This is a genomic window from Methylophilus sp. QUAN (genome assembly GCF_015354445.1).
In the GTDB taxonomy this organism is placed as follows: Bacteria; Pseudomonadota; Gammaproteobacteria; order Burkholderiales; family Methylophilaceae; genus Methylophilus.
The window spans coordinates 479455-496265 of sequence record NZ_JADKYT010000003.1 but is presented as its reverse complement, the minus strand read 5'-3'; the positions used below and the strand labels follow the sequence as shown (position 1 = coordinate 496265).

Genomic DNA, 16811 nt, shown 5'->3' with positions numbered 1-16811 from the left:
GAGAAGGGAGCGACTGTTTGAGCACCGCGGCAGCTTGCGTAGTGTGCAAGCTGCTAGGGCGAGTTTCGTGACCGCTTGTTTTGTTGAGCAACGCAAGGGAGCCGCAGGCCGTGATGGCTGGGTGTCTTCCTCTTTGGTTACTTTCTGGGGGACAAGCACCAGAAAGTGACTCGCCGAGAGGCGAAAAATAGTGTTCGCTTAATCGAGCACACATAACGCCCTTGACCATTCTCCCAAACCCACGTAAATTCGATAACCTTATGAACAAGCAATTCCTCCAATCTACTGTTGTGGTGATGAACCGAAAGGCATTGTGGCTAGTCGCCACATCGTGCTGCGGTTGCTGCTTGTCGTAATTTTTATGCAACCGCGGGCTCTCCGCGGTTGATATTGTAGTCCCTCTGCCGGTGAGCCCCATTGATTCAGGGCTCATATGAAAGACTCTTCCCATCCTTATTACGGTGCCATGCTGGTGCTGTTGTCGTCCGTGGCTTTTTCGTCTAAAGCGATTATGGTCAAGCTGGCGTACGTTTATCACATTGATACTGAGACCTTGATCGCTTTGCGTATGGCGTTCGCCATTCCGTTTTTTGCCGGGCTGGGCTGGTGGACGATGCGTCAGGGTGTGCCTATGGATATGACTGGTAAAGACTGGGTGACATTGCTTTTGCTGGCGGTGGTCGGTGGTTATGGTTCGATGTGGCTGAACTTTGAAGGTTTGCGCTATGTGTCGGCCGGGTTGGAGCGGGTGATTCTGTTTCTCTACCCAACGCTGGTGGTAGCCATGAGCGCGGTATTTTTCAAACACGCTATTACGCGTCGCGAGTGGTTTGCCATGGTGACCAGTTATACCGGTGTGGTGCTGGTGGTCTGCCATGATGTGGAGCTGGCCGGGCTGGATTCTGCTGACACGCTCTATGGTGCATGGCTGGTATTGCTGAGTGCGATTGTGTATGCAGCTTATTTACTGGTGAGCGGGCAATTGATTCCTAAATTGGGTGCCAGCCGGTTTACTGCGATGACCATGAGTTTGGCCGCGCTTGCCAGTGCTGTGCATTTTGGCACCAGTGGTTCATTTGACCATGTGGTGGCGCTGCCAAATGCCGTGTATGTGCTGGCTTTTTTGATGGCGCTGATTGCAACAGTATTGCCGTCGGTATTGATGAATATGGGCATACACCAGCTCGGTAGCCGCAAGGCGGCATTGATCAGTGCGATTGGGCCAGTGGCGACGATTGTGCTGGCTTACCTGTTTCTGGGCGAGTCACTGTCCTGGATACAGGGGATGGGCACGGCGCTGGTACTGGTCGGGGTGATGGCGGTTAGTCTGGAAAAGCAGCCGCGCGCGCCTGAAGCAGTCGATACCGACGCTTAATCTGTTGATCGTGAGATGCGTTGCCAATCAAAGAATGGGCCGGGGTCGGTTTTTCGCCCCGGTGCAATCTCTGAGTGGCCGACAATATGCTGGATGGCATAGCGTTGCCGCAAGGCATGGATCAGCGCCTGTAAGGTGACGTATTGCGCATCTTCAAAGGCTTCTATGTCACTGCCTTCCAATTCAATGCCGACTGAGAAGTCATTACAGCGTTCGCGGCCCTGCCATTGGGAGAGTCCGGCATGCCAGGCGCGCTGGCTGCAAGGGACGAATTGTAATAACTCACCTGTGCGGCGAATCAAAAAATGTGATGATACCTTGAGATGCGCAATCTCGGCATAATAGGGGTGTTCTTGTGGGTCTAGCTGGTTGGTAAACAGCTGCATAATGCCCTGGCCGCCATACTGGTTGGGCGGCAGGCTGATATTGTGGATCACAATCATATCCACTTCGGCCGGTGGCGGTCGTTCATCCTGGTTGGGCGACAATAGCCATTGGGCTGGGCTGGCAAGGCCAGCAGTATCAATGTGGATAGCAGGGGCAGGAGTTTGCGACATGCGAACATTGTAGGTGAATTTGGGCGAATTGCGTTATGATTCCGCCCGCGTGTACACGTTTGTCATGCACATGCGGACCAGGCGGTGGCCGCATGCGAGATTGATTGCCGCCAGACAGGAACAGTCATGGTTTTTTTACAATTATTGCTAATGTTGCTGCTGATTTTGGTGGCAGCTGAGGTCTTCACCAATGCCCTGGAACATTTAGGCGAAAAGCTCGGTATTTCCGAAGGTGTCACCGGCTCTATTTTTGCTGCAGTGGGCACTGCGCTACCAGAGACACTGGTACCGTTGCTGGCCATCTTCTCTTATACCTCATCCACAGGCGACAGCCATGCCGGGCATGATATCGGCGTAGGTGCGATTCTGGGGGCGCCGCTGATGCTGGCGACTTTGTCCATCAGTCTGATGGCATTCTCGGTGTTGAAGCGCCGTGGCGCGCATGGCCATATCCGTCCTGAGCGTACTGGCCTGATTCGTGACCTCAACTTCTTTATCCTGGCCTTTATTTTCGCCACCATCGCCATGTTTATCCCGCACACCGAGGCATTGGTGCGTTACGGTATCAGCATCCTGATGATTTTGACCTATTTTGTGTATGTGCTGATGACGATTAAAGCTTCCAAAGGCCTGGTGGAAGAAGGCCATGCGACCGAAGCTGAAGATGTCATGATGCTATCCAGACTCGGTTTGCCGACCAATATGGCGACCATTGTGTTGCAATTGCTGATTGGCCTGGGGCTGTTGATTGCAGGTGCCAAAGGCTTTATTAACGAGGTGGAAACCGCGGCGGCGATTTTAGGCGTGTCTGCTTTGCTGCTGTCTTTACTGATTATCCCGATTGCGACTGAGTTGCCAGAAAAAGTGAACAGCATTTTGTGGATACGCAAAGGTAAAGATACCTTGGCGTTTGGCAATATCACAGGTGCCATGGTGTTTCAGGGCACACTGTTACCAGCCATTGGTATTATGCTGACTGACTGGGCCCCAAGACAGGAAGTCGCTTTAGGCATATTGATTACCTTGCTGGCAGCCATTTGGGTACGTTACCGCATCGCCAAAGGCGGCTTACTGGTGTGGCATTTGCTGGTGAATGGCCTGTTTTACCTGGCGTATCTGGCGATTGTGTTGAGCTAGACCATAGGTGTTAAAAAGGGCGACTTGTAGTCGCCCTTTTTTATTGTCTGTCTTATTCGTCGTCGCCTTCGGTGTCATCCAGATCAGTATCTTGTTCTTTGGATAAACCTAGTTTGGACAAGCGATAGCGTAGGGTACGGAAGCTGATGCCTAACAATTTAGCCGCCGCCGTTTTGTTGTTATTGGTTTTTTCCAGGGCCTGCAAAATGGTGCGTTTTTCAATATCTTCCAGATAATCAGACAAGCTGATATCCATAGGCAGCATGGTGCCGCCGGGCGTTGCCTGGGCCGTTGGCTGGCTCTCGCGTGGTGGTGTGGCAGCGAGAATGGCTGGGATTGGTTGGCTGGGTTCTTCCAGGCTGGGGGCATTCCATGGCAGCACTGGCTTGTCGCTCAGGCTGGCCGGAATCTCTTCCAGTGACAGGTCTTCTACCGTGATGCTGAGCCCGTCGCATAATGCCAGTGCACGTTCCAGCATGTTTTCAAGTTCACGGACGTTGCCATGAAACGGTCGCTGTTGAATATACACCTTGGCTTCGTCTGCGATGCCAGGCACATTAATGCCTTGGGTCAGGCATAATTTGCCAAGCAAGCGTTCGGTCAGTTCTGGAATATCTTCCGGCCGCTCGCGCAAGGCGGGCATTTTGAGCTGAATGACGTTCAGGCGGTAATACAAGTCCTGGCGGAATTCGCCTTTTTCCATCATGGCATTGAGGTTTTTGTGGGTGGCGGAAATAATGCGTACATCCACCGCCTCTTCACTGGTGCTGCCGACCACGCGTACCTTTTTCTCCTGGATCGCACGCAGCAGTTTTACCTGCATGGCCAGTGGCAAGTCTGCGACTTCATCGAGAAACAGTGTGCCGCCGTTGGCCGCCTGGAACAAGCCTAGCGTATCCTGGATAGCACCGGTAAAAGAGCCTTTTTTATAGCCAAAGAATTCGCTTTCCATCAGGTTTTCCGGGATCGCTCCGCAGTTCACGGCGATAAACGACTGGTCTTTGCGCGAGCTGTTGAGGTGAATCAGCCTGGCGGCCAGTTCTTTACCGCTACCGGATTCACCGCTGATATAAACGGGTGCCTGGCTGCGTGCCAGTTTGGCGATCATGGTGCGCACGTAACCCATGGCTGGCGATGCACCAATCAGGTCTACCGTGTTAGCGCCTTGAGATTCTTTTTGAGACGACAGCTTGAGCGCAGACTCTACCAGTGGCCGTAACTGCTTGAGGGAAATTGGTTTGGTGATGTAGTCATAGGCCCCAGCTTTTAAGGCGGAGACAGCATTTTCTGCACTGCCGTATGCGGTAATCACCGCGACTGGCAGGCCGGGAAACTGCGCATTGATATATTGCACCAGTTCTAGCCCCAAGCCATCAGGCAGGCGCATGTCGGTCAGGCAGAGGTCGTAGCTAAAAGAATTCAGCATGTGTTTTGCGTCGGTGACCGAGCTGGCACTTTCTGCCTGTATGCCCATGCGTTCCAGGGTCAGTACGACCAGTTCCCGGATATCGGTCTCATCATCGACCACCAGGCAGCGATAAGAATTTGCCATTTAAACGATTGCCTTTTTAACTGTCAGTGAAAATTGAGTGCCATTGGCACTGCTGATGTAATTGAGTTTTGCGCCATTGGCTTCGGCTAGCTCACGGGCGATAAATAAACCCAGGCCGGTGCCGGTTTTTTCCGTGGTCATGAATGGCTCGAACAAATGTGGCTGAATTTTCGGATCAATGCCGCTACCATCATCTTTGATGGTGATATGAATAAACTGGCCGCTTTTGTCGCCCAGCACTTTCAGTTGCAGACTCTTGGCGTGCTGCTGGCTATGCCGCCAGCCGTTCTTACATAAGTTCCATAAAATCTGGTTGATATGCCTGCGGTCGAAAACGATAGTACTCTCTTTAGCAGGCAGATCTAGCGTAAAGTGAGCCAGGTCTATCTTTTCTACAGCACCAAACTGCTGGTAGAACTCTTGCACAAAATGGTTGATATTGAGTTGTTCCTGATTGGTGCGGTCACGGCGGTTGAGCTCTAGCACGTCCTTGATAATCTGATCCAGTCGCTGCACGTTATCAGAAATAATCTGCAGCATGCGCTGTGTGCCGGGCTGCTGGGTGTCTTCCTGCATGAGTTGCGTTGCATGGCTGATCGCGCTGAGTGGGTTGCGGATTTCATGTGCGATATTGGCCGTCAGTCTGCCCAATGCGGCCAGCTTGACCTGATGCGCCTGGGTCTGGATTTGTGACCAGTCCTCAATAAAAATCACCACGCCGTTATCAATATTCTCAGAAATAGCATGAAAGCGGATGCCCAAATCGCGGTTATTGATACTCAGTTTGACGGCATCGGCGGCAGTCAGTTTGCTGGCGGGCGAAGACTGTAGCAGTTGTATCACCGTCGGCATGAGTTGTGCCAGCGGTGTGTGTAGTTGCACGGCTGCCTGCATCATGTCTTCTTCCAGCCCCAGCAGGTTGCAGGCCTGCTGGTTATAGTGCTTGAGCTGTTGGTGCTGATCTATGACCAGCACACCGTTGGGCATTTCCTGCGTAATCAGTGCATTGGTTTTGGCCAGATACTCAATATCCTGACCGCGTTGTGTTGCCAGGGTTTCGCTCGTTTGCATGCGTGCGGTCAGCGTTTGCGCCAACCAGGCTGTCGCGAAGCAGCTCAATGACAACAAGACGGCATTGCTATAGTCATTGAGCGGCAGGTTGCGGTGAATCACCTGGAAAGTGTTTTCCAGCAAAATGCCTATGGTGGCAATAGCGGCATAAAACAGGGCGAAGCGTCCGTCACTGATCAGCCCGGCAAAAATAATATTAATAATCAGTAGTAGTCCGATGCCGCTTTGGTTGCCAGGTAAAAAGTGCATCATGCCGACGATAAACACAATATCCAGGCTGGTTTGGACTTTTAATGCCAGGCCACGTTTGCATTGTAGTGACTCGAAGCTAACACTGACGGCGATGGCATACAAAAAGAATATCAGCAGCAGCCAGAACGAGAATGAAGGATCGGTGGGGGCGTTCCTGAAATAGGGCCAGAGCTGGCTGCCAAACAGCATGCCTGAAGCTCCAAGGCGGAACAGGCTGTAAAGCCGCAGGTGTTGGCTGTCTGGTGTTCTGTCTGTGGTCGGTGTGAGGGTGTCTGCAGACATCAGGCTGACTCCGCAAAGGCGTGGCTGATGGCGTGGAAACGCCATGGATGCAATGAGTCAAGCAGGGGCATTGTTATTTTCGTCGTCATTAAGGAGTGTGCGTACTTTCGCTGCTATCGGCCTTATTCTAACAGTAAATAAATTTAAAACTGATATACTCGCAAGCGACAGGGAGATAAAACGGTGCATATTTCTGTGATGACATCTCATAATTCACAACAATATCGCGAAAAAAGCACGTGCGTCAGTGGCAAACACTGGTGATCTCGGGGAAGAGGATTTGTAGTGGCGAGTGCGCAAGAAATATCGGATTTTTTACGTCAGGTTGAAAAGCGGGCGTTCAGGCAAACTGCTTATGCAGTGCGTGATGACCATGCTGCGCTGGATATTGTGCAAGATGCCATGCTGAAACTGGCCGATAAATATGCCAGTAAACCTGTTGAAGAATACCCTATGTTGTTCCAGCGTATCCTGCAAAATACCATGCGGGATTACTGGCGTCGGCAGAAGGTGCGCAACCTGTGGACCACGCTGTTTTCGTCTTTTGGCCAGTCTGATGACGAAGATTACGACCCGCTGGAAACCATAGAAGTAGAAAGTGCAGACAGCAACCCCGCCGATCAACTGGAGCGGTCGCAAATCATGGCCCTGATCGAAAAGGCATTGGCAAAATTACCTTTACGTCAACGAGAAGCATTCGTGCTGCGTTATTGGGAAGAGTTGGATGTTGCTGAAACGGCATCGGTCATGGGTTGTTCAGAAGGAAGTGTCAAAACGCATTGCTCGAGAGCGGTCAGTGCGTTATCTACATTGTTAGAGCAAGCCGGGATCGGAACCCGCAAGTTACAAAAGAAGGAGTGAAGCCATGAGGAAACAACGTCATCCTGAAGACGACTTGCCTACCCCTCTGCGCGAAGGTGTTGAGTGGCTGAAGCAAGATGATCGCCCGTTACCGGCTGAGGTAGAGGCGCGCCTGGCTGAGGCGCGGCAGGCGGCATTGACGCAATTTGCGAAATCAAGCCAGTCCGGACATGCTTGGGCGGATGCACTATCCTGGGCCTCTTTTGGCCATCCGCGGATGGCCGGTATGGCCGCCTTATCAGTATTTTTTGCGGTTGGCCTGTTCGTCCTTTCAGCCAGCCATAACGATGATGCCATGTTGCTGAGTGATGATTTGCCGGTCGAGGCCTTTGTTGATAGCGGATTTGATGCTTGGCAATATTCAGAAAATATTTAAGTGGCCAGGCTGGATAAAAGCAAATGCTGGGCGTGATGAAGAGAATAATGTGTCAATGGAACAATGAGAAATGATGCGAAATCATTCTGTGTTATTAGGGTTGGTGGTGTGGTTGATGTGTGCGCCAGTCAATGTGAACGCGGCTGATGCTGAGTCCGGTCAGCGCTGGCTCGCCATGGCAGATATTGGTGCGATCAAAAATGATTTATCCCCTGCTGATCCTGCGGCCAATGTGACTTGGTCGCACCTGACTGACCAGCAGCGCGCTGTGTTATCGCCGCTAGGTGGCGAGTGGGATACCTTACGCCCGTGGCAGCGTGAGAAGATGCTGGATATTGCCAAAGAGTACCCCAAAATGGATGCGCAAAAACAACAGCGTATTCAGCATCAACTGGTGAAATGGAGTCGCATGACGCCGTATGAGCGCGAAAATGCGCGCAAGCGTTATCAGCAGTTCCAGAGCTTAAGCCCTGAGAAAAAAGAAGTGCTGCGCAAGCAATGGAAAGAGCACAAACAAAAAGCGGCGATCACTGAGGGCTATGATCCTGAGTTTGATGGCGCTGAACATTAGTTTGATTGTTTTCGTGATAAGAATCAGCAAATAAAAAACCCGCGAATATCGCGGGTTTTTTATTTGAATCTGTGCAGTGATTAGTTGGCTTCGTCGCCCAGTGTTTTGCTCATTGAGAGACCTGTCAGCACAATGCCGCCGTCGTTTTGTGAGCTCAGGGTGCTGTAGTTGTGTTCCATCCACTTTTTGATGCGTCTGGCGTCGCCGATACGGGTCAGTTTGCCAACGGAGTCCAGCAATACCAGGATTAATGGTTCGCCTGCGATCGTGGCTTGCATCACCAGGCAGCGGCCAGCTTCACTGATGTAGCCGGTTTTGGAGAGGCCGATTTCCCAGCTGCTGTTAGTGCTCTCACGCACCAATGCATTGGTGTTGTGGAAGTGTATCGGTTGACGTCTGCTGCCCACATTCAAGTCGTAGTCAGAAGTGGTCGTGATTTGACGAATCAGCGGATATTGGTAAGCCGCGTGTACCATTTTGGCCAGGTCCATGGCCGTGGATACATTGTTGCTGGTCAGGCCGGTAGAGTCTTCAAAGTGCGTATTCATCATGCCTAGGCTGGCTGCTTTGGCATTCATGTCCTGAATAAAACGTGCTTTGCCGCCCGGGTAATTGGTGGCTAATGCAGAAGCGGCGCGGTTTTCTGAGGCGATCAAGGCCAGGTTCAGCATGTCTTCGCGTGTCATGGTAGTGCCTACTGGCAGGCGTGAAGAGGTCCCTTTCAGGTAATCCACATCCATATCGGTAATGGAGACTTGGTCATTCAGGTTTAATTTTGCATCCAGCACGACCATGGCAGTCATCAGCTTGGTGACTGAGGCGATAGGAGTCGGCGTATCCAGGTTTTTGGAGTAGATGATTTCGTGCGTGTTCTGGTTCATCACCAAAGCTTTGGTGGAGGCGATGGATAGATTGCCATTGCTACCAGACTTACCCTGAAATGAATCAAACATTTCTGCATCAATCGCAGGCCTGGCTGATTTTCTGGCATGCGCATGGAGTTTAACCGGGCGCATGGATTTGGTTTTTTCTGGATTGACACGATATTGTGAAGATCGCGTGCTGTATTTTTTACTTTTGGCCGCGGAAACGGTCTGTTTTTTAGAAGGTGACTTTGCTATGGCTTGACCCGCAGGTGCGAAAGCGATGGAACACATTAGCAACACTTTAAGACAATGCTTGTAAAAACTCATAATCAACCTTCCGAAAACCCGATTCATTATTGCCCAGTTATTATTCAGAGTCAATCACTTATCGCAATTTTTTAGTGTAAAAAATTAAACAGTTTTTTTGGCCGGTCTGAATAAGTTTTGGTGCGTTTCGCAGACTGTGGCACAATAATTATCCACTAAACTTTTGATTTTTAAATCATATGTCAGCAGGCTTGAAATACTTCTTTTCTAAAGACCACACCTGGGCGGCGCAGGCCGAGGATGGTGCGTGGTTGGTTGGGATTACCGATTACGCGCAGAATATGCTGGGTGATGTGGTGTTTGTGGATCCGCCAAAAGTGGGCCAATCCGTGCAGCAATTCAGTGTCTGCGGCTTGATTGAATCCGTTAAAACAGGTTCAGATATTTATGCGCCGCTGACAGGAGTGGTTCAAGCGGTCAATGAAGAGGCGCTCTCTTCGCCGGAAAAGATCAACGACCATCCGTACGCCACCTGGATATTCAAGCTGGCGCCCGATGCGAGCGGTGTGGCGGCTTTGCTGGATCAGGCTGCTTACGACGCGCAGCTCTAAATTACTGCGTTTTTGGCGCAGCGGCTACTCTACTTTCCTGATTTTGAGTGTCGGCTCGGCGTATAGCAAATCTGCCAGGTGTAAGGTCACCATTTTGTTGGATGGTGTCTGGCTGTTAAATGTCAGCATGGTGTGATGGATGTTGAGGTCGCGGCTGGCGAATCCCAGAAAAAACAGCATGGTCAGCATAAAGGGTAGTTTGAGTGAGAGTTGTTGCATGTCGTGCTCCTTTAAAGTCTTTTCAATTCAAATACATCGCCGTGCTTTTGGTGATTTGTAACGCGAATCAGGTATAATTTGCGCTTGGTGAAATTTTTCCAGCAAGTTGTCCTTCAGGTTGTGTTAACAAATGCCTATCTACGATTTTCAATGTACAGCGTGTGGTTACCAGCAAGAGCTGATGCGCAAGGTGTCCGCGCCCTCTGTGGAGGCGTGCCCCAAGTGCGCGCAAGAGACCTTTAGCAAGCAGGTATCTGCCCCTAATTTTCAGTTGAGCGGTAGTGGCTGGTATGCCACTGACTTCAAAAACGGTCAGTCGGCCTCCAGCGCTAAACCTGCCGAGCCTGCCAGCACAGAGAGTGCTGCCAAGTGCAACCCAGGCTGTGCCTGCCATTAAAAAAACAAGACGCATGAAAAAATATTTCATTACAGGTTTGCTGGTACTGGTCCCATTATTTATTACGGTGTGGGTGCTCAAAACTTTAGTGCAAACGCTGGACCAAAGCCTGCTGTTGCTGCCGGTTGCCTGGCGCCCGGAAGCCTTGCTTGGTGTCGACATTCCGGGCTTTGGTGTCATATTGACCGTGGCGATTGTGCTGGCGACCGGCCTGGTGGCGACCAATATCTTCGGCCAGCAGTTGATTGAGTTGTGGGAAGGGTTGTTGATCCGCGTGCCGGTGGTGAAATCCATTTACTCCAGCGTCAAGCAAGTCTCTGACACCCTGTTTTCTGATTCCGGCAATGCTTTTCGCCAGGCCTTGCTGATTGAGTATCCGCGTCAGGGTTCATGGACCATTGCCTTTTTGACCGGTACGCCCGGCGGTGATGTCGCTAATCACTTGCAGGGCGAATATGTCAGCGTATATGTGCCAACCACGCCTAACCCGACTTCAGGTTTCTTTCTGATGTTGCCCAAGTCCGATGTCGTGGAACTCGACATGAGTGTGGATCAGGCCTTGAAATACATCATCAGCATGGGTACAGTGGCGCCCTTGCCTAAACATCATTAACCGCAACACACTTTTAACTTTATAAAATTATTATGATGCGTACACATTATTGCGGTCACCTGAACCGCGAACATATTGGACAAACTGTGACACTGTGTGGCTGGGCCCACCGTCGTCGCGACCACGGGGGCGTGATTTTTATTGATTTGCGTGATCGCGAAGGCCTGGCGCAAATTGTGATTGACCCGGATACTAAAGACGCATTCGCGATTGCTGAAACCGTACGTAGCGAGTTTGTCTTGCGTGTGGTGTGTAAAGTGCGTGCGCGCCCAGAGGGTACCGTCAACCCGAACTTGCCTACTGGCGAAGTGGAGATGCTGGCGACTGAAATTGAAGTGTTGAACGCCTCACTGACGCCACCGTTTATGCTGGATGACGACAACCTGACCGAGACCGTGCGCCTGGAGCATCGTTATATCGACCTGCGTCGCCCAGCCATGCAGAAAAACCTTATGCTGCGTTACAAAGTGGCGAAAAACCTGCGTGACTATCTGGATGACAACGGTTTTATCGAAGTTGAAACACCGATGCTGACACGTTCGACACCTGAGGGTGCACGTGACTACCTGGTGCCATCCCGTGTACATCACGGCATGTTCTTTGCATTGCCGCAATCGCCGCAGTTGTTTAAGCAATTGCTGATGGTGTCCGGCTTTGACCGTTACTTTCAGATCACCAAGTGCTTCCGTGACGAAGACTTGCGTGCGGACCGCCAGCCAGAATTTACCCAGGTCGATATTGAAACTTCCTTCCTGGAAGAAAATGAAATCATGGACATCGTCGAAGAGATGATTCGTCGCATGTTGAAAAAAATTCAGGATGTGGATCTGCCTGCCAAATTCCCACGCATGCCTTTCTCTGAAGCGATGAACCGTTACGGTTCAGATAAGCCAGACATGCGCGTGACATTGGAAATCACTGAGCTTAGCGATGTGATGAAAGATGTTGACTTTAAAGTGTTTGCTGGTGCCGCCAATATGGCGGGCGGCCGTGTGGCAGCGATTCGCGTGCCTAACGGCGCTGCCATCAGCCGCTCAGAAATCGATGCCTACACCGAGTTTGTCAAAATCTACGGTGCCAAAGGCCTGGCTTATATCAAGATCAACGATATCACCAAACTGAACGAAGAAGGCCTGCAAAGCCCGATTGTGAAAAACATTCACGTCAATGCGCTGCAAGCCATTATTGAGCGTACAGGCGCACAAAACGGCGACATCGTATTCTTTGGTGCCGATAAAGCCAAAATCGTGAACGAAGCGCTGGGTGCTTTACGCACAAAAGTCGGTCATGAAAAAGGTCATGTCGATGGTCGCCAATGGGCGCCATTGTGGGTGGTGGATTTCCCGATGTTTGAGCATGATGAAGAGGCTGACCGCTGGGTGGCCTTGCATCACCCGTTCACTGCGCCTAAAGATGGCCACGAAGATTTACTGGTCAGCAATCCAGGTGCCTGTTTGTCTAAAGCCTATGACATGGTGTTAAACGGCTGGGAAGTGGGTGGCGGTTCTGTACGTATCCATAAACAAGACATCCAGTCTAAAGTGTTTGATGCATTGAAAATCAGCAAGGAAGAAGCACAAGAGAAATTCGGCTTCCTGCTGGACGCCTTGCAATACGGTGCGCCTCCACACGGTGGCCTGGCGTTTGGCCTGGACCGCTTGGTGACGCTGATGGCCGGTGCCGAGTCTATCCGTGACGTGATTGCTTTCCCGAAAACCCAGCGTGCACAATGTCTGATGACCAATGCGCCAAACGAGGTGGACGAGAAACAGTTGCGCGACCTGCATATCCGCGTGCGTCAGCAGAACGTCGCCGGCAGCTAAGATAATTGGCTTGGGTGACAAGCCAATTGTAGAGAAATAAAGCGCGTCTACCATGGGGTAGGCGCGTTTTTTATTGGATTGAATGCCTTGCTTGAAGGGATGGGCGCATGATGGATATCCGCAGTTATATACGCACGATTGCCGATTACCCAAAGGCGGGTATCCAGTTTCGGGATATCACGACCTTGCTCAGAGAGGCGGCCGCTTTTAATGCCACCATTGATGCCTTGGCATTGCATTATGCCGATATTGCCCTGGATAAAGTGGTCGGTATTGAGGCGCGTGGGTTTATTATCGGTGCTGCTTTAGCGAGCAAGCTTGGGCTCGGGTTTGTACCAGTGCGTAAACCAGGCAAGTTGCCTGCGGCCGCCATTTCACAAAGCTATGCGCTGGAGTATGGTGAAGATGCACTGGAAATACACCAGGATGCGATTACTGCTGGCGAAAAAACACTGCTGATTGATGATTTGATTGCAACCGGTGGGACGGCTCTGGCTGCAGTTGCGTTGATACGTCAGTTGGGAGGTGTGGTCGAGCATGCCGGGTTCGTCATTGATTTGCCCGACTTGGGCGGCTTGCAACATTTGCAGGCGAGCGGCGTCCAACCATTTGTCCTGTGTCAATTTGAAGGACACTGATTTTTGTACTATATTGCGCAGACGCTTTGCACACACTTTTGATACGGCACTAATTAGATTGGAAAATCATGCCATTGACAGGAATTGATCACGTCAACTTTCGCACCGATCGCGACACCATGCATTTGTTGCGTGACTTTTATTGCGACGTGTTGGGCTTGACGGTAGGTAAACGGGTGGCCAGTACGACTTATGGCTACTGGCTCTATATTGGCAGGCAGGCTGTGGTACACCTGGCTGAGTATAAAACGGCCGAGCCGCCGCAACTGCATGTGCATGGTACCTATGATCATGTCTCATTTAACTGTAACGATATGGATGCGATGGAAGCCAATCTGCAGGCGCGCGGGGTGACATACACCACACGTATCCTGGCGAATGGTATCCGCCAGATTAATATGCGTGACCCGGCGGGTAATGGCGTGGAATTGAATTTTGCTGAATACGCCGATCCCAATTACGAGATGCGGCCTTCAGGTGACCCGAGCAAACTGGCCTAGGCCTAGTGTGATGTGCATCACATATTGACGTCAGGCATTCGTTAGACAATTATTTTCATGCAGATCAAAATCAATTATTTGAATACGGGGAAGATCATGAAAAAAGTATGGATGATGATGTTGGTGGTGGTGGCGTTAGGCATGGCCGGACAGGCGCATGCGGAAGCCGATCCCAAATTATGGGCCGTCGTTAAAGAAGCATTTTTTCCAAAGCGTGAGATTCAGGAGGTTGATTTCCTGAAAATTGAAGCACCGCGCCGCGCCGAGAGTGGGGCGCAAGTGCCGGTCACGCTGATTTATGACAAGGCCGCCGCCAATGGCGTGGTGCTGAAGAAACTGTATGTCATTGTGGATGCTAACCCGATTCAACTGGCGTCTACCTATCACCTGACCGACATGTTGAATGGTTTCCAGATGGCCACCCGTATCCGCCAGGAAACGGATTCTTTTGTGCGCCTGATTGGTGAAACCGCTGATGGCAAGCTGTATATGGGCAAGCGTGAAATCCGCGCCGCAGGCGGCTGTGGTGGCACCGTGGATAATAATGAAGCTGAAGTGCGGGCCGCGGCCGGTAAAATCAAATTAAATGTAGATGCACCCAAGTTTGGTGAAGCGGCGACGGCCACCTTTAATATCCGCCACGTCATGCGCACAGGCTTACAGCGCGACCTGGTCTCCCAAGGGTATGTGCCCGCGTTTTATATCAATAAAACGACTTTTACCTACAACGGTAAAGAGGTGATGACGGTGGATGTGGGTGTGGGAACCAGTGAGGATCCTTATATGAAATTCAGTTTTATTCCAGATGCACCGGGCAAGCTGGAAGTCGTGGCGACGGATAATGAAGGTAAAACCTTTACGCAAAGTCTTGATGTACACAGCTAGATGAAATGTTGCGGATCAGGCCTCTTTATAGAGGCCTTTTTTGTTTTATGGCAAATGACTGTTTAATCCCGGTGCTAAAATAACCGCTTTAGAAAAGGGGACAAGATGAAGAGTTTTCGTAAAGAGCTGTGGTTTAACATTTCCGCACGTATGGACTTCAAGAACATTACACAGGATGTAGTGGCATGTGTACGCGAAAGTGGCGTCAGAGAAGGCCTGGTACTGATCAACGCCATGCATATTTCTGCCAGTGTGTTTATTAACGACGACGAGCGTGGTCTGCACCATGACTACAAAGTGTGGCTGGAAAAGCTGGCCCCGCATGAGCCTGTGAGTGGTTATCGTCACAATGATACCGGCGAGGACAATGCGGATGCGCATATCAAGCGCCAGATCATGGGCCGTGAGGTGGTGGTGGCGATTACTGAAGGCCAGCTGGACTTTGGCCCTTGGGAACAGATTTTTTACGGTGAGTTTGATGGTCGCCGCAATAAGCGTGTGCTGGTGAAAATTATCGGTGAGTAAATGCAAACACTGCGTGTTGAAATGGGAATACGGTAATGAAGTCTCCTGAATTATTAGCCCCTGCTGGCGACCTCGATCGCATGCGTACGGCGTTCGATTATGGTGCGGATGCGGTGTATGCCGGTCAGCCGCGCTACAGTCTGCGAGTGCGTGAAAATGATTTTTCAATGCAGAATCTGGCGATTGGTATCCAGGAGGCACATGCGCGCGGCAAAAAGTTTTTTGTCGCCAGCAATATCTCACCACATAACGCCAAGGTGAAAACTTATATGCGTGACATGGCACCAGTGATCGCCATGCAACCGGATGCGCTGATTATGGCCGACCCTGGCCTGATTATGATGGTGCGCGAGCAATGGCCGGAGATGCCTATTCATCTATCTGTGCAGGCCAACGCGGTCAATTACGCCTCGGTCAAATTCTGGCAGCGTATGGGGCTGGCGCGCGTGATTCTGTCACGTGAATTATCCCTTGATGAAATTGCCGAAATCCGCCAGGAATGCCCGGAGATGGAGCTGGAAGTGTTTGTACACGGCGCTTTGTGTATTGCCTATTCAGGCCGTTGTTTATTGTCTGGCTATTTCAATTCGCGTGACCCTAACCAGGGCACCTGTACCAACAGTTGCCGTTGGGATTACAAGGTGCATGATGCGCAGCCGGATGCAGCAGGCGTGATCCGCTTGAAAGAGTTTGATTTCCAGGCGGAATTGGAGAAATCCAGCTTGTCGTCTTGTGGTTCCTTGCCACGCCATCCGGCCGCCGACCAGGTCTACCTGGTTGAAGAAAAGGGCCGCCCCGGCGAGCTGCTGCCGATGATGGAAGATGAGCACGGCACCTATATCATGAACAGTAAAGACCTGCGTGCGATTGAGCATGTGGAAAAACTGATTGCGCTCGGCGTGGATTCGCTCAAGATCGAGGGCCGCACCAAGTCACGTTACTACGTGGCTCGCACCAGCCAGAACTATCGTCAGGCCATTGATGATGCGGTAGCGGGCAGGCCGTTTGACTGGCGCTTGCTGGGCGAGCTGGAAAATCTGGCTAACCGTGGTTACACCGATGGTTTCTACCAGCGCCACCATACCGCTGAGCACCAGAATTATGTACAAGGGCATTCCAGCGCCAACCGTAGTTTGTATGTCGGTGATGTCATAGATTACGATGCTGAACGTGGGCTGGCCTCCATTCAGGCGCGTAATAAGTTTGCCGTGGGCGATAAGTTGCAATTAATCCACCCCAGCGGCAATCGCGATATTGTGGTGGAGCAATTGTTTGATAAGCGCGGCGCGCCTGTACAGCAGGCTGCTGGCAGTGGGCATTTCGTCAAGCTGCCTATCGTCGCCAGCGTGCTGGATAACGCGATGGTGGCCCGGTATTTGTAAGCGATGGGCATTAAAAATAAAGGGGAGCTATGCTCCCCTTTATTTTTATTG

General features: G+C 51.2%; 19 protein-coding genes. 14 read left to right on the top strand and 5 right to left on the bottom strand.

Annotation, left to right across the window (positions count from 1 at the left end; all coding sequences use genetic code 11):
- Positions 1-433 precede the first annotated feature (433 nt).
- Complete coding sequence (locus INP79_RS14890; protein ID WP_194754980.1) at positions 434-1375, top strand: DMT family transporter; 942 nt, start codon at positions 434-436, stop codon at positions 1373-1375.
- On the opposite strand, the gene ampD is transcribed toward INP79_RS14890, so the two are convergent.
- The gene (gene ampD / locus INP79_RS14885; protein ID WP_194754979.1) at positions 1372-1932 is read right to left on the bottom strand and encodes a 1,6-anhydro-N-acetylmuramyl-L-alanine amidase AmpD; all 561 of its coding nucleotides are present in this window, start codon (positions 1930-1932) and stop codon (positions 1372-1374) included. The genes INP79_RS14890 and ampD overlap by 4 nt on opposite strands.
- 126 nt (positions 1933-2058) lie before the next feature.
- Here ampD and INP79_RS14880 point away from each other — a divergent pair, with 126 nt between their 5' ends.
- Positions 2059-3069: a sodium:calcium antiporter gene (locus INP79_RS14880; RefSeq protein WP_194754978.1), complete on the top strand. Its 1011-nt coding sequence runs from the start codon at positions 2059-2061 to the stop codon at positions 3067-3069.
- Positions 3070-3121: 52 nt separating this feature from the next.
- Here INP79_RS14880 and INP79_RS14875 read toward each other — a convergent pair whose 3' ends face one another.
- Positions 3122-4621: a sigma-54 dependent transcriptional regulator gene (locus INP79_RS14875; RefSeq protein ID WP_194754977.1), complete on the bottom strand. Its 1500-nt coding sequence runs from the start codon at positions 4619-4621 to the stop codon at positions 3122-3124.
- On the bottom strand, positions 4622-6226 hold the full coding sequence (locus INP79_RS14870) for a nitrogen regulation protein NR(II) (RefSeq protein WP_194754976.1): 1605 nt from the start codon (positions 6224-6226) through the stop codon (positions 4622-4624).
- Positions 6227-6511: 285 nt separating this feature from the next.
- On the opposite strand from INP79_RS14870, the gene INP79_RS14865 reads away from it, so the two are divergent.
- From INP79_RS14865 to INP79_RS14855, 3 genes are all read left to right on the top strand, one after another.
- Positions 6512-7087 (top strand): RNA polymerase sigma factor, encoded by a 576-nt coding sequence (locus INP79_RS14865; protein ID WP_194754975.1) that lies wholly within the window; start codon positions 6512-6514, stop codon positions 7085-7087.
- A gap of 4 nt (positions 7088-7091) precedes the next feature.
- Positions 7092-7463 carry a DUF3619 family protein gene (locus INP79_RS14860; protein ID WP_194754974.1) on the top strand — a complete coding sequence of 124 codons (372 nt, stop codon included), beginning with the start codon at positions 7092-7094 and terminating at the stop codon, positions 7461-7463.
- 73 nt (positions 7464-7536) lie between these two features.
- Entirely contained in the window at positions 7537-8034 is a 498-nt protein-coding gene (locus tag INP79_RS14855; RefSeq protein WP_194755095.1) for a DUF3106 domain-containing protein, read from the top strand.
- Between the two features lie 80 nt (positions 8035-8114).
- On the opposite strand, the gene pbpG is transcribed toward INP79_RS14855, so the two are convergent.
- On the bottom strand, positions 8115-9191 hold the full coding sequence (gene pbpG / locus INP79_RS14850) for a D-alanyl-D-alanine endopeptidase (protein WP_194754973.1): 1077 nt from the start codon (positions 9189-9191) through the stop codon (positions 8115-8117).
- A gap of 215 nt (positions 9192-9406) precedes the next feature.
- Between pbpG and INP79_RS14845 the strand changes: the two genes are divergently transcribed.
- On the top strand, positions 9407-9778 hold the full coding sequence (locus tag INP79_RS14845) for a glycine cleavage system protein H (RefSeq protein ID WP_194754972.1): 372 nt from the start codon (positions 9407-9409) through the stop codon (positions 9776-9778).
- Between the two features lie 24 nt (positions 9779-9802).
- On the opposite strand, the gene INP79_RS14840 is transcribed toward INP79_RS14845, so the two are convergent.
- The gene (locus INP79_RS14840) at positions 9803-9997 is read right to left on the bottom strand and encodes a hypothetical protein (RefSeq protein ID WP_194754971.1); all 195 of its coding nucleotides are present in this window, start codon (positions 9995-9997) and stop codon (positions 9803-9805) included.
- Between the two features lie 130 nt (positions 9998-10127).
- Between INP79_RS14840 and INP79_RS14835 the strand changes: the two genes are divergently transcribed.
- The 8 genes from INP79_RS14835 to yegQ all read left to right on the top strand — a co-directional run bounded on the left by INP79_RS14835 (position 10128) and on the right by yegQ (position 16760).
- Positions 10128-10394, top strand: a complete 267-nt coding sequence (locus INP79_RS14835; protein WP_194754970.1) for an FmdB family zinc ribbon protein — start codon at positions 10128-10130, stop codon at positions 10392-10394.
- 13 nt (positions 10395-10407) lie between these two features.
- Complete coding sequence (locus tag INP79_RS14830; protein WP_194741250.1) at positions 10408-11007, top strand: DUF502 domain-containing protein; 600 nt, start codon at positions 10408-10410, stop codon at positions 11005-11007.
- Positions 11008-11039: 32 nt separating this feature from the next.
- Entirely contained in the window at positions 11040-12830 is a 1791-nt protein-coding gene (gene aspS / locus INP79_RS14825; protein WP_194754969.1) for an aspartate--tRNA ligase, read from the top strand.
- Between the two features lie 110 nt (positions 12831-12940).
- On the top strand, positions 12941-13468 hold the full coding sequence (locus INP79_RS14820) for an adenine phosphoribosyltransferase (protein ID WP_228520122.1): 528 nt from the start codon (positions 12941-12943) through the stop codon (positions 13466-13468).
- A 68-nt stretch (positions 13469-13536) separates the two neighbouring features.
- Complete coding sequence (locus INP79_RS14815; protein WP_194754967.1) at positions 13537-13968, top strand: VOC family protein; 432 nt, start codon at positions 13537-13539, stop codon at positions 13966-13968.
- A gap of 96 nt (positions 13969-14064) precedes the next feature.
- Positions 14065-14853: a quinoprotein dehydrogenase-associated SoxYZ-like carrier gene (locus INP79_RS14810; protein WP_194754966.1), complete on the top strand. Its 789-nt coding sequence runs from the start codon at positions 14065-14067 to the stop codon at positions 14851-14853.
- Between the two features lie 105 nt (positions 14854-14958).
- Positions 14959-15378 (top strand): secondary thiamine-phosphate synthase enzyme YjbQ, encoded by a 420-nt coding sequence (locus INP79_RS14805; RefSeq protein WP_024930884.1) that lies wholly within the window; start codon positions 14959-14961, stop codon positions 15376-15378.
- Between the two features lie 35 nt (positions 15379-15413).
- Positions 15414-16760: a tRNA 5-hydroxyuridine modification protein YegQ gene (yegQ, locus tag INP79_RS14800; protein ID WP_194754965.1), complete on the top strand. Its 1347-nt coding sequence runs from the start codon at positions 15414-15416 to the stop codon at positions 16758-16760.
- Positions 16761-16811: the final 51 nt, after the last annotated feature.

Bases quoted from the DNA above. Each gene is read 5' to 3' on its own strand.
- INP79_RS14890 (WP_194754980.1), top strand. From the start codon at position 434: ATGAAAGACTCTTCCCATCCTTATTACGGTGCCATGCTGGTGCTGTTG.
- ampD (WP_194754979.1), bottom strand. From the start codon at position 1,932: ATGTCGCAAACTCCTGCCCCTGCTATCCACATTGATACTGCTGGCCTT.
- INP79_RS14880 (WP_194754978.1), top strand. From the start codon at position 2,059: ATGGTTTTTTTACAATTATTGCTAATGTTGCTGCTGATTTTGGTGGCA.
- INP79_RS14875 (WP_194754977.1), bottom strand. From the start codon at position 4,621: ATGGCAAATTCTTATCGCTGCCTGGTGGTCGATGATGAGACCGATATC.
- INP79_RS14870 (WP_194754976.1), bottom strand. From the start codon at position 6,226: ATGTCTGCAGACACCCTCACACCGACCACAGACAGAACACCAGACAGC.
- INP79_RS14860 (WP_194754974.1), top strand. From the start codon at position 7,092: ATGAGGAAACAACGTCATCCTGAAGACGACTTGCCTACCCCTCTGCGC.
- INP79_RS14855 (WP_194755095.1), top strand. From the start codon at position 7,537: ATGCGAAATCATTCTGTGTTATTAGGGTTGGTGGTGTGGTTGATGTGT.
- pbpG (WP_194754973.1), bottom strand. From the start codon at position 9,191: ATGTGTTCCATCGCTTTCGCACCTGCGGGTCAAGCCATAGCAAAGTCA.
- INP79_RS14845 (WP_194754972.1), top strand. From the start codon at position 9,407: ATGTCAGCAGGCTTGAAATACTTCTTTTCTAAAGACCACACCTGGGCG.
- INP79_RS14840 (WP_194754971.1), bottom strand. From the start codon at position 9,997: ATGCAACAACTCTCACTCAAACTACCCTTTATGCTGACCATGCTGTTT.
- INP79_RS14835 (WP_194754970.1), top strand. From the start codon at position 10,128: ATGCCTATCTACGATTTTCAATGTACAGCGTGTGGTTACCAGCAAGAG.
- INP79_RS14830 (WP_194741250.1), top strand. From the start codon at position 10,408: ATGAAAAAATATTTCATTACAGGTTTGCTGGTACTGGTCCCATTATTT.
- aspS (WP_194754969.1), top strand. From the start codon at position 11,040: ATGATGCGTACACATTATTGCGGTCACCTGAACCGCGAACATATTGGA.
- INP79_RS14820 (WP_228520122.1), top strand. From the start codon at position 12,941: ATGGATATCCGCAGTTATATACGCACGATTGCCGATTACCCAAAGGCG.
- INP79_RS14815 (WP_194754967.1), top strand. From the start codon at position 13,537: ATGCCATTGACAGGAATTGATCACGTCAACTTTCGCACCGATCGCGAC.
- INP79_RS14810 (WP_194754966.1), top strand. From the start codon at position 14,065: ATGAAAAAAGTATGGATGATGATGTTGGTGGTGGTGGCGTTAGGCATG.
- INP79_RS14805 (WP_024930884.1), top strand. From the start codon at position 14,959: ATGAAGAGTTTTCGTAAAGAGCTGTGGTTTAACATTTCCGCACGTATG.
- yegQ (WP_194754965.1), top strand. From the start codon at position 15,414: ATGAAGTCTCCTGAATTATTAGCCCCTGCTGGCGACCTCGATCGCATG.